This window comes from Longimicrobium sp. (assembly GCA_036387335.1).
GTDB lineage: Bacteria > Gemmatimonadota > Gemmatimonadetes > Longimicrobiales > Longimicrobiaceae > Longimicrobium.
The window spans coordinates 1-15,523 of record DASVTZ010000060.1; the positions used below are offsets into that span (position 1 = coordinate 1).

Here is a 15,523-nt window from a genome sequence, read left to right on the forward strand (position 1 = left end):
CGTAGGGGCAGACCTGCGTGTCTGCCCGCCCTTTCCGTGCCTCGGCGGCTGGCTTCCCTTCTCCGGTGCATGCGGGCACCGCGTGGCCCACGCCGCTCAGGATTACCAAGATAGACCTCGATGCCAGCTCCCCCTCCCCCGGGCGGTTTCGGGGGAGGGGGATGCGTCGCGGAGCGACGCTGGGGGTGGGGCCCTACTTCTTCGCCGTATCCGCCACCGCCTCCACCGCCTCCACCGCCTCCACCGGCGCCGCCGCCGGTCTCGCCGCGCTGCGGCGCTTGGCCGGGTCCAGCCACCAGCGGTGCGCGTTGAGGAGGTCGCCGCGGGTGTCCATCTCGCCGTAGTGCAGGCGGCGGTTGACGCCGGCGATGCGCTGCGGGTAGTAGAGGACGGTGTACGGCGCCTCCTGCGTCATCAGGTGCTGGTACTCCTTCCAGAAGGGGCGCGCCGCCTCGCGGTCCGTCATCACGCCGGTGGTGTCGATCAGGAAGTCGGCGCGCGGGTTGGCGAACTGCACGTACTGGTACGGCCGGGTCAGGTTGGAGCTGTGCAGGATGTCGCGGTCGTCCTTGCGAAAGAAGTCCACCCACGAGTTCACCACCGCGTCGAAGTCGCGCTTCCGCTCGCCGCCGATGTCGTCCTGCAGCAGCGAGATCAGCGTCGTCCACTCCATCTGGCGCGGCTCCACGGCGATTCCCAGCGGCTTGAGCTGCGCCTGCACGATCTCCGTGATGTCCTTGCGCGTGTCGTTCCCCTGGTTCGTCACCAGGCGGAAGCGGAAGGGGCGGCCCTGCGCGTCCTCCAGCACGCCGTCGCGGTTGCGGTCGATCCAGCCGGCCTCGGTCAGCAGGCGGCGCGCGCCGGCGGTGTCGAAGGGGAGCTGCGTCTGCGGATCGCGGGCGTCGTACGACCAGTGCGCGGGGGTGACCGTGGAGCGCCCCACGTCCGCGTAGCCGTAGAGCAGCGCGTCCACGATCTGCTTGCGATTGATGGCCATGGTGAGCGCCCGCCGCACGCGCGCGTCGCGGAACTGCGGGAGGCGCGTGTTCCACGCGATGTACACCCACTGCCGGTACGACGTGTGGTTCACCTCCAGCGCCGGGTTCGCCTTGATCTGCGGAATCTGCGGCGGCCGGGGCCCCAGGTACACGTCCACGCGGCCGGTGAGCAGCTCGGTGAGGAGCGTGGTCATCTCCGGGATGGGGCGATAGACGATGCGGTCCAGGTACGGACGCCCGCCCAGCGCCTTGGGGAAATCGGGGTTGGCCTCGAACACCCACTCCTGGTTGGCCAGATGCCGCACGTAGCGGAACGGCCCGTTCCCCAGCGGAGTCTGGGTGCCGAAGGAGTGGTTGAGGAGCTCCTCGGGCCTCACCTTGCCCAGGACGTGCTCGGGCATGGGCGGCGTCTGGAACCATGCGTCCAGGAAGTCCGAGTGCGGACGCAGCCTGAAGCGGATGGTGTAGTCGTCCAGCAGCTGCGGCTTGGGGTTGTAGAACGGGGTGAAGCTGGAGGCGTTGGGGAACGCCGTCTTGGGGTCGATCGCCCGGTCGAAGGTGAAAAGGACATCGCGCGCCGTGGTGGGCACCCCGTCGTGCCACTTCACGTCGCGCCGCAGGTGGAAGGTCAGGTCCAGCGAGTCGCCCGCGACGCGCACCGTGTCCCATCGCTCGGCCAGCCACGGGACGGGGTTCAGCTTGGCATCGTACTTCACCAGCGGCATGAACAGCATGTACTGCTGCACCTGCGAGCTGTAGTTGTCGCTGGAGACCAGGGCGTTCATCGACTGCAGGTCCCCGTACGAGCCGACGGTGACGGTGCCGCCGTACTTCAGCGAGTCGGGCACGTCGCCGGTTTTGGCGCGTGTGCCGCCCCCGCCCTCGCGCCCGCAGGCGGCCAGCAGCACGGTGCAGCTACACGCGACTACGGTGCGAAGGATGGGACGGAGCATGAGTTCCTCGGGCCAGTGTGGGGCGGAAACGGCTCGCGAAAGGGTACATGCGAACGGCGTTCCGTGTTCCACCAAACTGCATGGCTCACGCGGAGACGCGGAGACGCAGAGGAGAGGCGAGGAGGCACTTAGCAGTTCCTCCGCGGCTTTCTGTTCCCTCCGTGGCTCCGCGTGAGATGCTGTTCGCCGTTCAGCCGATCGGGATGGTGACGCGGAATGTGCTGCCGCGGCCGGGCTCGCTGGTGACGCGAACGTCGCCGCCCAGCATCCAGGTGTTGCGTCGCAGGAGGGAGAGGCCCAGGCCGATGCCAGGGCCGCGCTCCACGGCGCCCGGCTCGGCCTGCCAGAAGGCTTCGAAGATCCGCTCCAGGTTCTCGGGGGCGATGCCGATTCCCGTGTCGCTCACCTCGAGTACGGCGCGGTCGCCCTCGGCGCGCAGGGCGAGGCGGATCTCGCCGCGGTCGGTGAACTTGACGGCGTTGCCTAGGAGGCTGAAGAGGATCTGGCGCACCTTGTCCGCGTCCGTGTGCGCGGCAAAGGGGGCGTCGCCGGCGTCCACCACGAAGCCGAGGCCCTTCTGGCGCGCGAGCGGCTCCACCAGCGCGGCGCTTTCGCGGGCGATGGAGGCCAGGTCGGTGGTGGCGGCGCGCACCGTCTCCCAGCCGGCCTCCGCGCGCTGGTAGCCGAGCGACTGCTCCACCAGGCGGTCCAGGTGCCCCGCGGCGGCCAGGATGCGCGCCACGTGCCCCCGCGCCTCCTCGGGGATGGGGACGGGGATCCCCTCCTGAAGGAGGTGCGCGAAGGCGACCACGGTCATCAGCGGAGTGCGGAACTCGTGCGAGATGGAGCTGACGAACTCGGTGCGGGCACGGCGCGCCCGCTCCGCCTCGTCGCGCACCCGTGCATCCTCCACCGCCAGCGCCGCGCGCCGCGCCAGCTCCTCGGCCAACTCCACCTCCGCGGCGGCGTACGGGCCCACGGCGGCGGCGCGCGAGAAGACCAGGGCCCCCGTGACCCGCGCGCGCACCGAGAGGGGGACGACGAGCACGGCGTGTGGCGCGACAGCCACCGCGCCGTCATCATCCGCATCGCGCAGGAAGTGCGGGGTGGCGACTTCGGGGAGGTGGAGCGTCTCGCCGGAGCGCAGCGCCACCGCCACCGGGTGGTCGGGGTGATCGATGGAGCCGATCTCCGTGAGCCGCGCCTGCCCCGCGGGGTGCCGGTGCACGGCCGCCACGCGCCGCACCCGCCCGCCGCTCTCCTGCAGGTACACGGCGCACACCTCGGCGAACCACCCCACCGAGAGGCGCGCCAGGCGGTCCAGCATCGCCTCGTACTCCAGCGAGCCAGCGAGCACGTCGCCCGCCTCCATCAGCAGGCGCAGCGCGCGGGCGGGGTCGTCTGTGTCGGGGAGGCCGGCGGGGGCGGTGGGGTGGTAGGCGCGGGCCAGCCCCACCAGGTCCTCCACCACGAAGTCCAGGAGGCGATCGCGGTCCGGCGGGCTCAGCTCGGCGCGGTGCTCCTCGTAGCGCCGCAGCTCGCGCCGGATGCGGTCGGAAAGGTCGCGCTCCTCGCGCACGGAGCGCGGGGCCTCGTCCAGGCTCTCGTTGAGCTGGTCGATCAGGCGCTGGATCCTTTCCCACAACGGCTCGGGCATCGCTAGCGGCCGTTGGTGCTTAGATGGCGGCGAACCAGACCGGGGAGGGCGCGGATGCTGAACGGCTTCTGGAGGAACCCGTCGGCCCCCGCGCCGCTCCAGTGCACGTCGCGCTCGTCGGCGGAGGAGAAGAGGATCACGGGCACGTCGCGGAGAGAGTGGTCCATCTTCAGCACCTTGCAGGCGTCGCGGCCGTCCAGGTCCGGCATCATGACGTCGAGCATGATGAGATCCGGACGCTCCTTGCGGGCGAGCGACACCGCCTCCGCGCCGCCGTGCGCCTCCACCACCGCGAAGCCGGCGTAGCGCAGCATCTCGGCGACGAGCGCGGTGATGGCGGGCTCGTCGTCCGCCACCAGGATGCGGGGCTGCTGGCCGGCCGCTCCGCTGCTCATCCGTTGTGCGCCAGGCCGAGGATCGCCGTGTCGGCCTTGGAGAACGGCTTCCCCACCGACAGCCCCTTGTCCGTGATGATGAACTCGCGCAGCGAGTGGTCGTGCATGCGCGCGCGCATCTTGAGCACGGCGATCAGGCGCTTCATCTCCCCCTTCTGCTCCACGTAGCGCAGGTGCAGCGCGTTGTCCATCAGGGCGGAGAGCTCGGGCATCGGCATGTCGAAGCTCTCCCCCGCAACGCGCTGCAGGTCGTGCATCATGATGCTGGTGACGCCGCGCTCGCGGAGGAGGTTGGTGAGCGCGGTGATGACGTACAGCTCACGCTCGCGCGGGATGACGGCGTGGCGCACGTCCTCCAGCGCATCGATCACCAGCCGCTGGATCTTGTGCTCGTCGACCAGCTCCAGGAGCCGCTCGATCTCCGCGTCCGCCAGCAGCTCGGTGGGGGCCTTCCAGTAGACGTGCAGCAGCCCCTCCTCGATCGCGCGGCGCAGGGGGAACCCCACTCCCTCCCCCTTTTGCACGACGACTTCGGGGGTCTCGTGGTAGCCCACGAAGAGGCCCGGCTCCCCGGCCTCCACCCCCGCGGCGAGGAACGCCAGCCCGGAGATCGTCTTTCCGGACCCGGGGGTGCCGACCACGACGGTGGTGGTGTACCGGTCCAGCCCGCCGCCCAGCATCTTCTCCAGCCCCTCGATCCCCGTGCGCAGCGGCTCGGTGGAGAGCTTCGGCGGAGAGGCGTCCACCACGTGCGTCTCCATGTGCGCCGTGAGCGACTCCACGCGCGGGGAGATGTGGATGCCGTCCGGCGTGATCCCGAATGTGTGCCACCCCCCGATGTGCGCCACTCCGCGCAGCTTGGCGACGGAGAAGAGACGCACCTGCCGCCAGCGCACCTCCTGGCAGTCCATCTCCAGGATGGCGTCGGCGATGGTGAAGGTGGCGTCCATGGAGATCCCGCCCTCCGGCGGGTGCGCCAGGAGGAGGGTCGTCATTCCGGTGACCCCGGCCTGCGCCTCCATCTCGTGCATGAAGCGCTGGTACTCCAGCCGCTCCACCGCCGCCTGTTTGAGCGCATGCACGCCATCCACGATCAGCAGCGTGGGCGCGTGGTGCGCCACCAGCCGGCCGATCTCGTCGCGCGCACCGGCGAGCCCGCCCCGCGCCAGCGCCGGGTAGAGGCTGGCGTAGTAGAACGAGCCCGGCACGAACGCCGGGTCGAAGAAGGTGAAGGTCCGCGCCTGCGACATCAGCGTCTGGTGCGTCTCCACCAGCGCGGTGAGGTAGAGGACCTTGCCCCCCGCGCGGATCAGGTTGGAGCCGATCTGGTGCGCCAGCACGCTCTTGCCCGCGCCGGGCCCGCCCAGCAGCACGTGCAGCCCGCCCTGGCGCAGCCCGCCGTTCAGCAGGCGGTCCAGCCCCGGCACCCTGGTGGGCACCTGCGCCGTTCCCCGCCGCGCTCCCTCCCGCGTCCCGTCCATACCGTCTCCTTTCGGTGACCTCGCCGGCCCCTCAGCGCCCGGCGCTCTCCGTCTTGAGCTCCACCTCGAACACGCTTCCCTGCCCCGGCTCGCTGCGTGCGCGGATCTCGCCGCCCAATATCGCCACCAGCCTCCGCGTGATCCCCAGCCCCAGCCCGGTGCCCCCCGCGCGCCGCGTGCCGGGGACGTCCGCCTGCCAGAACGGCTCCCAGATCCTCTCCATCTCCCCCGCCGTCATGCCGCAACCGGTGTCGCGCACCTCGAAGGTGGCGGTCCCGTCGCCGGTGCGCAGCGCCAGCCGCACCGTACCCGCGGTGGTGAACTTGACCGAGTTGCCCAGGAGGTTGAAAAGCACCTGGCGCAGCTTGTCGGGGTCGGTCACCACCGTCGCCCCTTCTTCCGGCACGTCCACCACGAGATCCAGCCCCTTCTGCCTGGCCAGCGGCTCGATGAGCGCGGCGGTGTCGCGGGCCAGCGCCGCGAGGTCGGTCGGAGCGGGGCGGAGCTGGTCGCGCTCCGCCTCGATGCGCGAGAGGTTGAGGACCTGCTCCACCAGCTGCGTGAGGTGGCGCGCGGCGTCCACGATGCGCACCGCGTGCCCCCGCGGCACTTCGGCGATGGGCTCCGGGATCCCGCTCACGAGCAGCTCCGCGTAGGCCACGATGGCGGTGAGCGGGGTGCGGAACTCGTGCGACATCGCCGCCAGGAACTCGGACTTCACCTCGCTTGCCCGCTGCGCCTCGCGGTGGAGGCGCGCGTTCTCCACGGCGAGGGCGGCGCGGTCCGCCAGCTTGCGGGCGAGCCAGAGCGCGTCGGGCGTGTACCTCCCGGGCTCGTCCCATCCCAGGCTGAGCGCCCCCAGAATGCGCTCGCGGATGCGCAGCGGCACCACCAGCAGCGAGCGGGGCGCCACCTCGCCCTCAGGCCCGGCGTCGTCGATCTCGGGGAGGAGCTCGGCCTCGCCGGTGCGCAGCGCCCGCGCGATGGGGGCGCTGACCGCGTGCGGATCGAAGGGGCGGCTCGCCAGCACGGCGCGGAGGAGCTCTTCCTTGCGCGGGTCGGCGTGCGCGGCGCCCAGACGCTGCACCTCGCCCCCTTCGCCCACCAGGTAGACGATGCACGAGTCCGCCACGCGCGGCACGCAGAGCCGGGCGACGCTGGCGAGGGTGGTCTGGTAGTCCAGCGACCCGGCCAGGATCTCCCCCGCCTGGGCCAGGAACGCTTCCCGCTGCCGCGCCGCCTCCGCGTGCCTGCGCGCCGCCTGCTCCTCCAGCAGCGCGTGCGGGCTCCCGGCCAGCCGGCGCAGCCCGTCGACGGTCGCGCGCAGCTCTTCCAGCAGCGCATCCGCCTCGGCGCGCACGTCCGCGGGGAGGGCCTGGACGCGCGCCTCCAGCAGCTCCAGCCGCCTCTCCGCGGGCTCGATGTGGACGCTGCCGGGGTCGTTCATCGGTGAAGGGGTGACGGTCGTTTCTATCGCCGTTCGGGAGCTGAAGGTGAATGATGTCAGGCACGAAGCAAGCCATCCGGATTCGGCAAAGAGCAGTCCCGCCGCATCCTCAGAGTGCGGCGCATCACCGGGCGTGAAACAGCAAAACCATCACACGGAGACACGGAGGAAACAGAGAGGAGGGAAGGAAGACAACAGGCTTTCTTTGGGTTTTCTCTCGTCGTTCCCTCTGTGGCTCTGTGTGAGGCACTCCATGCGTTCCGGAGCGTGGGACCGGCGTTTGCGTGCAACCGGGATCGGCACGAAAGGTGGGGGAGGACTCGTCCCCGCCCGTCATCCCGCCGGATGCCGTCCGACCCCTGTTCTCTCCTGACCGAGCTGCCGATGGCCCAACGATTTCCCCAGGCGCTGACCTGTTACGTGAGCGGTGTGCACAGCGGCCCCAATCCGTCGCCGGGGCTGGGGGTGGCGCGCTCGCTGCGGCAGGCCTTTCCGCACGCCCGCCTGGTCGCGGTGGACTACAGCGTGGAAAGCTCGGGTCTCCACAGCGAGGTGTTCGACGAGGTGTGGGTGCAGCGGCCGTGGAAGGAGATGCGCCTTCCCGTCTACCAGGCCGCCATCCAGGCGGTGCTCGACGGCGGGGCGCTCTGGTTTCCCGGGCAGGACCTGGAGGTGGAGTGGATGGCGGGCGCCCTGCCCGACCCCGCCCGCGCCATGCTCCCTCCCATCGCCGCGCTGGAGCAGGTGGCGAAGCCCGCCATCTTCGCCGCGGAGGGACTCCCCGTCTCGATTCCCGAATGGATGGGCGCGGACCGGTCGGACTGGGACCTGCACGCCTTCTGCCGCGAGCACGGGTGGCGCGTGTGGCTCAAGGGCCCCAACTACGAGGCGATGCGGGTGCGCGACTGGCCCTCCTTCCGCTACGGGCGCGACTTCCTGAGCGAGCTGTGGGGGACGGAGCAGCTCTTCCTGCAGCGTCACGTGGTGGGCGCCGAGGAGTCGGTGGCGTTCTGCGCGTATCGCGGGGAGCTGCTGGACTGCGTGCACATGACCAAGCACACGCAGACCGCCGAGGGGAAGACGTGGGCGGGCGCGGTGAACGAGGTGGAGCCCGGCTTCGCCGAAGCGCTGCGCGCGCGCATCGCGGAGCTGAACTGGACGGGCGGCGGGGAGCTGGAGTACGTCCGTGCGCTGGACGGCACGCTGCACCTGATCGACTGGAACCCGCGCTTCCCCGCCTGGATCCACGCGGCGTCGTTCGCGGGGCACAACCTTCCCGCCCTGCTGGTGGAGGCGGCCGGAATGGGGACGCCGCAGCCGGCCCCGTTCCAGACGAACCAGTTCACGCGCATCGTGCTGGAGGTGCCCGTCCGCAATACGCACCCGCTGCCCGCGGTGCGCCAGGCGAACGACCACTCCGGCGTCGGCTCCAAGCACCCCTCGGGGATGACGGAGCTTTCGCGCCGCCTGCGCGAGAACCGCGCGCGCGAGGACGAGCCCGCGCGGCCCGGCCCCGCGGTGGTGCCCGCGATGGCGAGCGACCTGGAGGAGGTGGCCGGGAACGGCGCGTCCACCCCGCGCCGCACGTTCCTGCCGCGCACCTCACGCGAGCGCTTCGCGCAGGTGGAGGCGGTGCTCGCCGCCCAGCCGGGGGGCGCCGTGGAGGTGGGCTTCGGCTACAGCGTGAAGACCAATCCGCACCCCACCCTGCTGGCGCTGGCGGACCAGGCCGGGATGTTCGCGGAGGTGATCAGCTCGGCGGAGATGCGCAGGGCGCTGGAGTTCGGCTTTCCGCCCGAGCGCATCATCATGAACGGCCCCGCCTCGCAGTGGCCGGACGGGCCGGGCGCGGGCGGACCGCTGATGGCTGCCTTCGCGGACTCGCCGCAGGCGTTCGAGCGCTGGATGTGCCACGGCCCGCCCGAGGCGCGCTACCTGGGCATCCGCCTGCGCCCCGTGACGTTCGAGTCGCGCTTCGGCAGCGGGCTGGGGAGCGTGGAGCGCTTCGCCCACATCGTCAAGCTGCTCAAGGCGATGCCGGCGGAGCAGGAGATGGGGCTGCACTTCCACTTCGCCAGCGACGTGCTGGGGCCGGCGCGTTGGAGGGAGGTGTTCGAGGGGGTGGTGCACTGGGCGGCGGCCATCGAGCAGAGCGTGGGGCGCCCCGTGCGCTGCCTGGACATGGGTGGCGGCTACTTCCCCGACGACTTCGACCGCGAGCTCCTTCCCCGCATCGGCGCCATGACCGCGTCCGCCCGCGCGATGCTGCCGGAGCTGGAGCGCTTCTTCCTGGAGCCGGGAAAGGCGATGGCGCAGCCCTCCATGGCGCTCGCCACCACCGTGCTGGAGGTGCGGCGCGGGGGCGATGGGCACGTGGAGGCGGTGGTCGACGCCGCCATCTCCGACCTGCCGATGGCGCCCTTTTACCCGCACCGGGTCTACCGGCGCACGCGGCAGGGGGAGTGGGAAGGGGTGGGCGGCGGCCAGGACCGGCTGGTGGGGCGGATCTGCATGGAGACGGACATCCTGGCGAGCGACCTGAAGCTCCCCGGGGAGCTCAGGGCGGGCGACCGGCTGGTGATTGGCGACGCGGGCGCGTACGACGCCAGCATGGCTTACAACTTCGGACGAGGGTTGCTGGAAGATGCGTGCTGCTGAGCCGACCGTGGAGTCGGCCCCCTGGGCCGAGTTCGTCCCGTCCGTCCTCTCCGACCACGGCACCGAGTGCTGCGCCCTGGCGCGCGCCTGGTACACCGCCATGGACCGCTCCATGTGGCGCGGCGAGGGCGGCCCCGCCTGGATCTCGCGAAAGTTCCCCTGGGGCCCCAGCAAGTGGCCCCTCTATTGGTGCGAGGCGATGGAGGCGGAGGAGCTGGACTGCGGCGCGCACCAGGCGCTGAGCATGGAGGCGTTCCGGGCACGCGGCATCCGCGTGGTGCCGGTGCAGCTCGTACAGCGCCAGGAGGTGCACCACCTTCCGCACTGGCACGGCCGCTGGGGCGACGCCAGCGCCTCGCCGGCCTGGGCGCGCGAGGGTGTGGCGTATCACGAGGCCTGCGCCACCCTGCAGGATGGGCGCGCGGAGGTGTGGGACCCGACGGTGGGGGCGTGGCTCTCGCCCCGGCATACCGAGGGGGTGCGGAGCATCGCGGCGGTGAGGATCGGTGGGGCGGCGGCCTCGGATGAGATCGTGGATTGGAGAGGGGTGCGGCTGCGGATGGGGGTGTGGGTGGAGTTGGGGGCGGGAGGGGGGTGAGGTGCACCCCGGCGGTTGAAACCGCTGGAACAACCGCGGGAAGCCTGCCTTCGCAGGCTTGGCGGGGGCGACGGTCGCCGGGGGGCATCGCCGGCGCCGCATTGCCGGGGGCGGCGGGCGGACGGGGGTGGGTGCGGTGCGGTGCGGTGCCGGGGATGGGGGCGGGGTTCGGCGCGTGGGCGGGGCACGGGCAGCCACGCGGGACTGCCCCTACAGGTTTGGGGGGGGCGCCGCGGGGGTCGGGGGGAGGGCGAGGGAGGGCGGACACGCAGGTCCGCCCCTACCACGCCGATGCCCGTGACGGGGAATGTTCAACCGTGAGGACAGATCTGGACCGGGAGTCCGCGAAGGCGGACTTTGTGCTGTTGTTGCTGCGAGTTCAGTCGCCGATCCCCCTGTGTTCAGCCCTGGCTCGGGTTGTGCTTCGACAGCCGCGCGTAAACAGTCCGTAGCTGGCAGCGGGGCGCCCTGTCCCGCGGCGGCGCGGCGCCTGGTTTCGTGAGAATGCAAGGGTTTACCGCGGCTCCACACCACGACGTCCTCGCGCTCGTCCTGCAGATCGCGGTGCTGCTGTTCATGGCGCGCGCGCTGGGCGAGGTGGCGCAGCGATTCCGGCAGCCGGCCGTGGTGGGCGAGATCCTCGCCGGGATCATCCTGGGGCCGTCGCTGCTCAGCGGCATCTTTCCGCTGGCCGGCAAGTACATCGTCCCGCACAGCCAGGTGCAGGGCTACCTGCTGGAGGTGGTGAGCCTCTTCGGGGCCATGTTCCTCCTCCTCATCACCGGCCTCGAGACCGACCTGCAGCTCATCCGTCGGCAGGCGCGGACGGCGCTGGGGGCCTCGCTGGGGGGGATCGTGGTGCCCTTCGCCACGGGGTACGTGCTGGGGCTGTACATCCCCGACGACCTGCTGGCGAACCCCGAGCGGCCCATCGTCTTCGCCCTCTTCCTCGCCACGGCCATGTCCATCTCCGCGATCCCCGTGATCGCGAAGGTGCTGATGGACCTCAACCTCATGCGGCGCGACGTGGGGCAGACCATCATCGCCGCGGGGATGACGGACGACGCCGTCGGGTGGATGCTGCTCTCGGTGGTGCTGGGGCTGGCGGGCGGCGAGGCGACCAACGTGGGCACGGTGGGGCTGGCGGTGGGGAAGGTGCTGGGGTTCATGGCGGTCAGCTTCACCGTCGGCCGCTGGCTGGTGCGCCACGCCCTCAACTACGTGCAGGACCACGTCATCAGCCACCACCGCATCCTGTCGCTGGTGGTGGTGCTGACCTTCGGGTGGGGCGCCCTGTCGCTGGCGCTTGGGCTGGAGGCGATGCTCGGCGCCTTCGTGATGGGGATCCTCCTGGGCGGGATGCCGCGCCTCCCCAGCCGCGTCTTCCACACCGTGGAGACGATGGCGATGGGGGTGTTCGCGCCCATCTTCTTCGCGGTCGCGGGGCTCAAGGTGAACGTGCGCAGCCTGGCCGAGCCGCGGCTCATCGGCATCGCGCTGCTGGTGATCGGCGTGGCGTGCTTCGGCAAGGTGGTGGGCGGCTACGCGGGGGCGCGCCTGCTGGGCGGGCGCGACCACTGGACCGCGCTCAGCTTCGGCGTGGGGATGAACGCGCGCGGCGCCATGGAGATCATCATCGCCAGCATCGGCCTCTCCCTGGGGCTGCTGACGCAGGAGATGTTCTCCATCATCGTCGTGATGGCCATCACCACCTCCGTGCTCGCCCCGCCTGCGCTGCGCTGGACGCTGAGCCACGTCAAGATCGGCAAGCAGGAGATGGAGCGGCTGAAGCGCGAGGAGCTGGCGCAGGACAGCCTGATCGCGGGGGTGAAGCGGGTGCTGGTGCCCGTGCGCTGCCGCCAGGGGGAGCGCCGCTCGCTCTTTCGCCTGGAGGCCGAGCTGATCCAGCAGATGCGCGAGCGCAACGCCGTGGCGGTCACCCTCTTCACCGTGGTGGAGGAGTGCGACCGCGCGGGGAGCGAGGAGTTCCTGGTGAAGGTGTCCGACTGCTTCCCGGGAACGGAGCTCACGCGCAAGGTGGTTACGGGGAAGGACATCGCCAAGGCGATCCTGGCCGAGGCGGAGAACGACTACGACCTGATCCTGCTGGGCGCGCCCGCCAACACCGCGGGGAAGGAGGAGCTCTTCGACCCGATGGTCGACTACCTCCTGCGCATGGCCCCCTGCCCCACGATGGTGGTCAAGGGCCGGCTGGGCGACGAGAACTGGCCGCCGCGCCGCATCCTCCTTCCCACCAACGGCTCCGCCGCCTCCCGCGCCGCCGCCGACGTCGCGTTCGCGCTGGCGCTGGGCGAGGGGCGCGAGGTGATGGTGCTGAACGTGGTGGAGGCGCGCGAGGGGTCGCGCCGCCTGGACCTGGGCGGCGAGGAGATGCGCCGGCAGATGGAGTCGGCGCGCGCCATCGTGGACCAGCTCTGCGTGATGGGCGAGGCGCTGGGCGTGCGCACCCGCACCGAGGTGCGCACCGGCGCCAATCCGGAGGCCGTCATCCTGGAGCTGGCGCTCGACGGAATCGACCTGGTGGTGCTGGGCACCGACCTGCGCCCCGCGTCCGACCGCCTCTTCCTGGGGCCGCGCGTGGAGCGGGTGCTGAACAACGCGGCGTGCCCGGTTGTAGTGATGAACGCGTCCTGAGGGCCCCCACCCCCAGCGTCGCTCCGCGACGCATCCCCCTCCCCCAAAACTGCCTGGGGGAGGGGGTTCGTTGTGATGCAGTTTGGCCGGGAAGCGGCGGACTGTGACGCGGCGCCACGGCGGCGCTATATTTGAATGCGGACGCCGCACGGCGCGTTCGCGAAAACCCGCACCCTCCTGAGGCCCATGGACGTCCTTTCGCGAAACAACGTCAAGGTATTCGGCCGGGGCACGCAGCCCATGGTGTTCGCGCACGGCTTCGGGTGCGACCAGAACATGTGGCGCTACGTGACGCCCGCCTTCGAGGACGACTACCGCATCGTCCTCTTCGACTACGTGGGCTCCGGCCAGAGCGACCTGGCGGCGTACGACGCGAACCGCTACTCCACGCTGGACGGATACGCGCGGGACGTGCTGGATGTGTGCGAGGCGCTGGACCTGCGCGACGTGGTGCTCGTCGGCCACTCGGTGAGCAGCATGGTGGCGGTGCTGGCCGCCAACCAGGAGCCGGACCGCTTCGCCAGGCTCGTCCTCATCGGCCCGTCGCCGCGCTACGTGAACGAGGCGCCGGACTACGTGGGCGGCTTCGAGCGCGCGGACATCGAGGGGCTGCTGGAGATGATGGACCGCAACTACATCGGGTGGGCATCGTTCCTGGCGCCCAACATCATGAAGAACGCCGAGCGCCCCGAGCTGGGCGAGGAGCTGACGGCGAGCTTCTGCTCCACCGATCCCAAGATCGCGCGGCGCTTCGCCGAGGCCACCTTCTTCGCGGACAACCGCGACGACCTGCGGCGCGTGCGCGTTCCCGCCCTGGTGATGCAGTGCACGGACGACATGATCGCGCCGCCCGAGGTGGGCGAGTACGTGCACCGCAGCATGCCGGGGAGCACGCTGCGCGTGATGAAGGCCACCGGCCACTGCCCGCACATGAGCCACCCGGAGGAGACGGTGGAGCTGATCCGCGATTACCTGCAGGCCCAGCCGGCCTGACCGTGCGGGTGGAGCAGCGAATGGAGGGAGTGCCCGAGGAGATGCTGGACGGCGCGCCGTTCGGCTTCGTCTCGTTCGCGGACGACGGCACCATCACCGTCGTCAACTCCACCGCGCTCTCCATGCTGGGCTACGAGCGGGGCGAGCTGGTGGGGCGCCCCTTCGAGACGCTGCTGGGCATGGGCGCCCGCATCTTCTACCAGACGCACTTCTTTCCACTCGTCACGCTCCACGGCCGGGCGGACGAGATCTACCTGATCCTCCGCTCGAAAAAGGGCGAGGCGGTGGGGGTGCTGGTGAACGCGCTGCGGCGTCCGCGCGGCGGCGGCTTCGCCAACGACTGCGCCTTCATGCGCGTGAGCGAGCGCGAGAAGTTCGAGAACGAGCTGCTCCTCGCCCGCCGCGCCGCCGAGGAGGCCGGCGCCGCCCTCCAGCGCCGCTCCGACGAGCTGCAGGAGGCCAACGAGATGCTGGAGTCGCAGGCGCTGGAGCTGGAGCTTCAGCACCAGACGATGGAGGAGCAGGCGGTGGAGATGGAGGTGCAGTCCGAGGAGCTGCGCGAGGCCAACCTCGTGCTGCTGGAGCGCACGGCGGAGCTGGAGCGGCAGCGCGCGCGGGCCGACGAGGCGAACCGCGCCAAGAGCACCTTTCTGGCCGTGATGAGCCACGAGCTGCGCACGCCGCTCAACGCCATCGGCGGCTACGTGCAGCTCCTGGAGATGGGGATCCACGGGCCCGTGACGCCGGAGCAGAGCGAGGCGCTCAGCCGCATCGACCGCGCCCAGCGGCACCTGCTGCGGCTGATCAACGACGTGCTGAACCTGGCGCGCATCGAGGCGGGGCGCGTGGAGTACGTGATCGAGGACGCCTCCGTCGCGGAGATGGTGGCCGCCGTCACGCCGATGGTGGAGCCGCAGCTCGCCGCCAAGGGGATCGCCTTCGAAGTCCGCATTCCCGACGGCGAGGTGGCGCGCGCGGACCGCGACAAGGCGCAGCAGATCATCCTCAACCTGCTGGGCAACGCCGCCAAGTTCACCCCCGACGGCGGCCGCGTCGTCGTGGACACCGGCTATCGTGCGGAGGTGGCGGACCAGGTCTTCCTGCGCGTGACGGACACCGGCCCCGGTATCCCGCGCGAGATGCTGAGCTCGGTGTTCGAGCCGTTCGTGCAGGTGGACGCCAGCCATACGCGCCGCAGCCAGGGCACGGGCCTGGGCCTCACCATCAGCCGCGACCTCGCCCGCGGCATGGGCGGGGACCTGCGCGCCCGGAGCGTGGTGGGCGAGGGATCGACGTTCACGCTGGCGCTGCAGAGGGCGGGGGCAGCCGGCGGTGCCGAGGGGTGAGCCCCGGGCCAATTCCGGCGGTTGAAACCGCTGCAACAAACGCGGGAAGCCTGCCTTCGCAGGCTGCGGGGCGGGGATTGGGGCCGTGGGGCGGGCGCCGATCCGGCGGCGGGGCGCCGGGGGATGAATCCCCCGGCTGGAGCGACGCGAAGCCCACTGAAGTGGGCTAGAGATGCGCGGCATTGGACCCGGAGTCCGCGAAGGCGCAATACCGTTTACTTTGTTCACCAGGCGAGGTAGGATATAACCGGACCCCAGCCCGAGGAGGCCCGGATGGCTCGTGTGAGCAAAGTGCGGCACGAAGGAGACCGGCTGACGGACCTGATGAACATCGGGGTGCTG

At 71.0% G+C, this 15,523-nt stretch carries 10 protein-coding genes; 5 read left to right on the forward strand and 5 right to left on the reverse strand.

The features are described 5' to 3' along the window. Positions 1-193: 193 nt before the first annotated feature. From VF647_05060 to VF647_05080, 5 genes are all read right to left on the reverse strand, one after another. Positions 194-1,951, reverse strand: coding sequence for an ABC transporter substrate-binding protein (locus VF647_05060; GenBank protein ID HEX8451446.1), 1,758 nt, complete (start codon positions 1,949-1,951; stop codon positions 194-196). 190 nt (positions 1,952-2,141) lie between these two features. Continuing rightward, a complete protein-coding gene (locus VF647_05065) occupies positions 2,142-3,608 on the reverse strand; it encodes a GAF domain-containing sensor histidine kinase (GenBank protein HEX8451447.1) in 1,467 nt (488 codons plus the stop codon). Positions 3,609-3,610: 2 nt separating this feature from the next. Continuing rightward, complete coding sequence (locus VF647_05070) at positions 3,611-4,003, reverse strand: response regulator (protein HEX8451448.1); 393 nt, start codon at positions 4,001-4,003, stop codon at positions 3,611-3,613. Continuing rightward, positions 4,000-5,484, reverse strand: a complete 1,485-nt coding sequence (locus tag VF647_05075) for an ATPase domain-containing protein (GenBank protein HEX8451449.1) — start codon at positions 5,482-5,484, stop codon at positions 4,000-4,002. The genes VF647_05070 and VF647_05075 overlap by 4 nt, the downstream gene beginning before the upstream one ends. Before the next feature lie 31 nt (positions 5,485-5,515). Then, the gene (locus VF647_05080; GenBank protein HEX8451450.1) at positions 5,516-6,931 is read right to left on the reverse strand and encodes an ATP-binding protein; all 1,416 of its coding nucleotides are present in this window, start codon (positions 6,929-6,931) and stop codon (positions 5,516-5,518) included. 384 nt (positions 6,932-7,315) lie between these two features. Between VF647_05080 and VF647_05085 the strand changes: the two genes are divergently transcribed. From VF647_05085 to VF647_05105, 5 genes are all read left to right on the forward strand, one after another. Beyond that, entirely contained in the window at positions 7,316-9,589 is a 2,274-nt protein-coding gene (locus VF647_05085) for a hypothetical protein (protein HEX8451451.1), read from the forward strand. Next, positions 9,576-10,187, forward strand: a complete 612-nt coding sequence (locus VF647_05090) for a hypothetical protein (GenBank protein HEX8451452.1) — start codon at positions 9,576-9,578, stop codon at positions 10,185-10,187. The genes VF647_05085 and VF647_05090 overlap by 14 nt, the downstream gene beginning before the upstream one ends. Positions 10,188-10,691: 504 nt before the next feature. Next, complete coding sequence (locus VF647_05095; GenBank protein HEX8451453.1) at positions 10,692-12,842, forward strand: cation:proton antiporter; 2,151 nt, start codon at positions 10,692-10,694, stop codon at positions 12,840-12,842. Between the two features lie 186 nt (positions 12,843-13,028). Then, positions 13,029-13,835 carry an alpha/beta hydrolase gene (locus VF647_05100; GenBank protein ID HEX8451454.1) on the forward strand — a complete coding sequence of 269 codons (807 nt, stop codon included), beginning with the start codon at positions 13,029-13,031 and terminating at the stop codon, positions 13,833-13,835. Between the two features lie 20 nt (positions 13,836-13,855). Further along, complete coding sequence (locus VF647_05105) at positions 13,856-15,181, forward strand: ATP-binding protein (GenBank protein ID HEX8451455.1); 1,326 nt, start codon at positions 13,856-13,858, stop codon at positions 15,179-15,181. The last annotated feature ends 342 nt before the right edge of the window (positions 15,182-15,523 follow it).

Excerpts from the sequence above, each read along its gene's own strand:
- VF647_05080 (HEX8451450.1), bottom strand. The coding sequence starts at position 6,931 with ATGAACGACCCCGGCAGCGTCCACATCGAGCCCGCGGAGAGGCGGCTG.
- VF647_05095 (HEX8451453.1), top strand. The coding sequence starts at position 10,692 with ATGCAAGGGTTTACCGCGGCTCCACACCACGACGTCCTCGCGCTCGTC.
- VF647_05065 (HEX8451447.1), bottom strand. The coding sequence starts at position 3,608 with ATGCCCGAGCCGTTGTGGGAAAGGATCCAGCGCCTGATCGACCAGCTC.
- VF647_05085 (HEX8451451.1), top strand. The coding sequence starts at position 7,316 with ATGGCCCAACGATTTCCCCAGGCGCTGACCTGTTACGTGAGCGGTGTG.
- VF647_05090 (HEX8451452.1), top strand. The coding sequence starts at position 9,576 with ATGCGTGCTGCTGAGCCGACCGTGGAGTCGGCCCCCTGGGCCGAGTTC.
- VF647_05075 (HEX8451449.1), bottom strand. The coding sequence starts at position 5,484 with ATGGACGGGACGCGGGAGGGAGCGCGGCGGGGAACGGCGCAGGTGCCC.
- VF647_05060 (HEX8451446.1), bottom strand. The coding sequence starts at position 1,951 with ATGCTCCGTCCCATCCTTCGCACCGTAGTCGCGTGTAGCTGCACCGTG.
- VF647_05070 (HEX8451448.1), bottom strand. The coding sequence starts at position 4,003 with ATGAGCAGCGGAGCGGCCGGCCAGCAGCCCCGCATCCTGGTGGCGGAC.
- VF647_05105 (HEX8451455.1), top strand. The coding sequence starts at position 13,856 with ATGGAGGGAGTGCCCGAGGAGATGCTGGACGGCGCGCCGTTCGGCTTC.
- VF647_05100 (HEX8451454.1), top strand. The coding sequence starts at position 13,029 with ATGGACGTCCTTTCGCGAAACAACGTCAAGGTATTCGGCCGGGGCACG.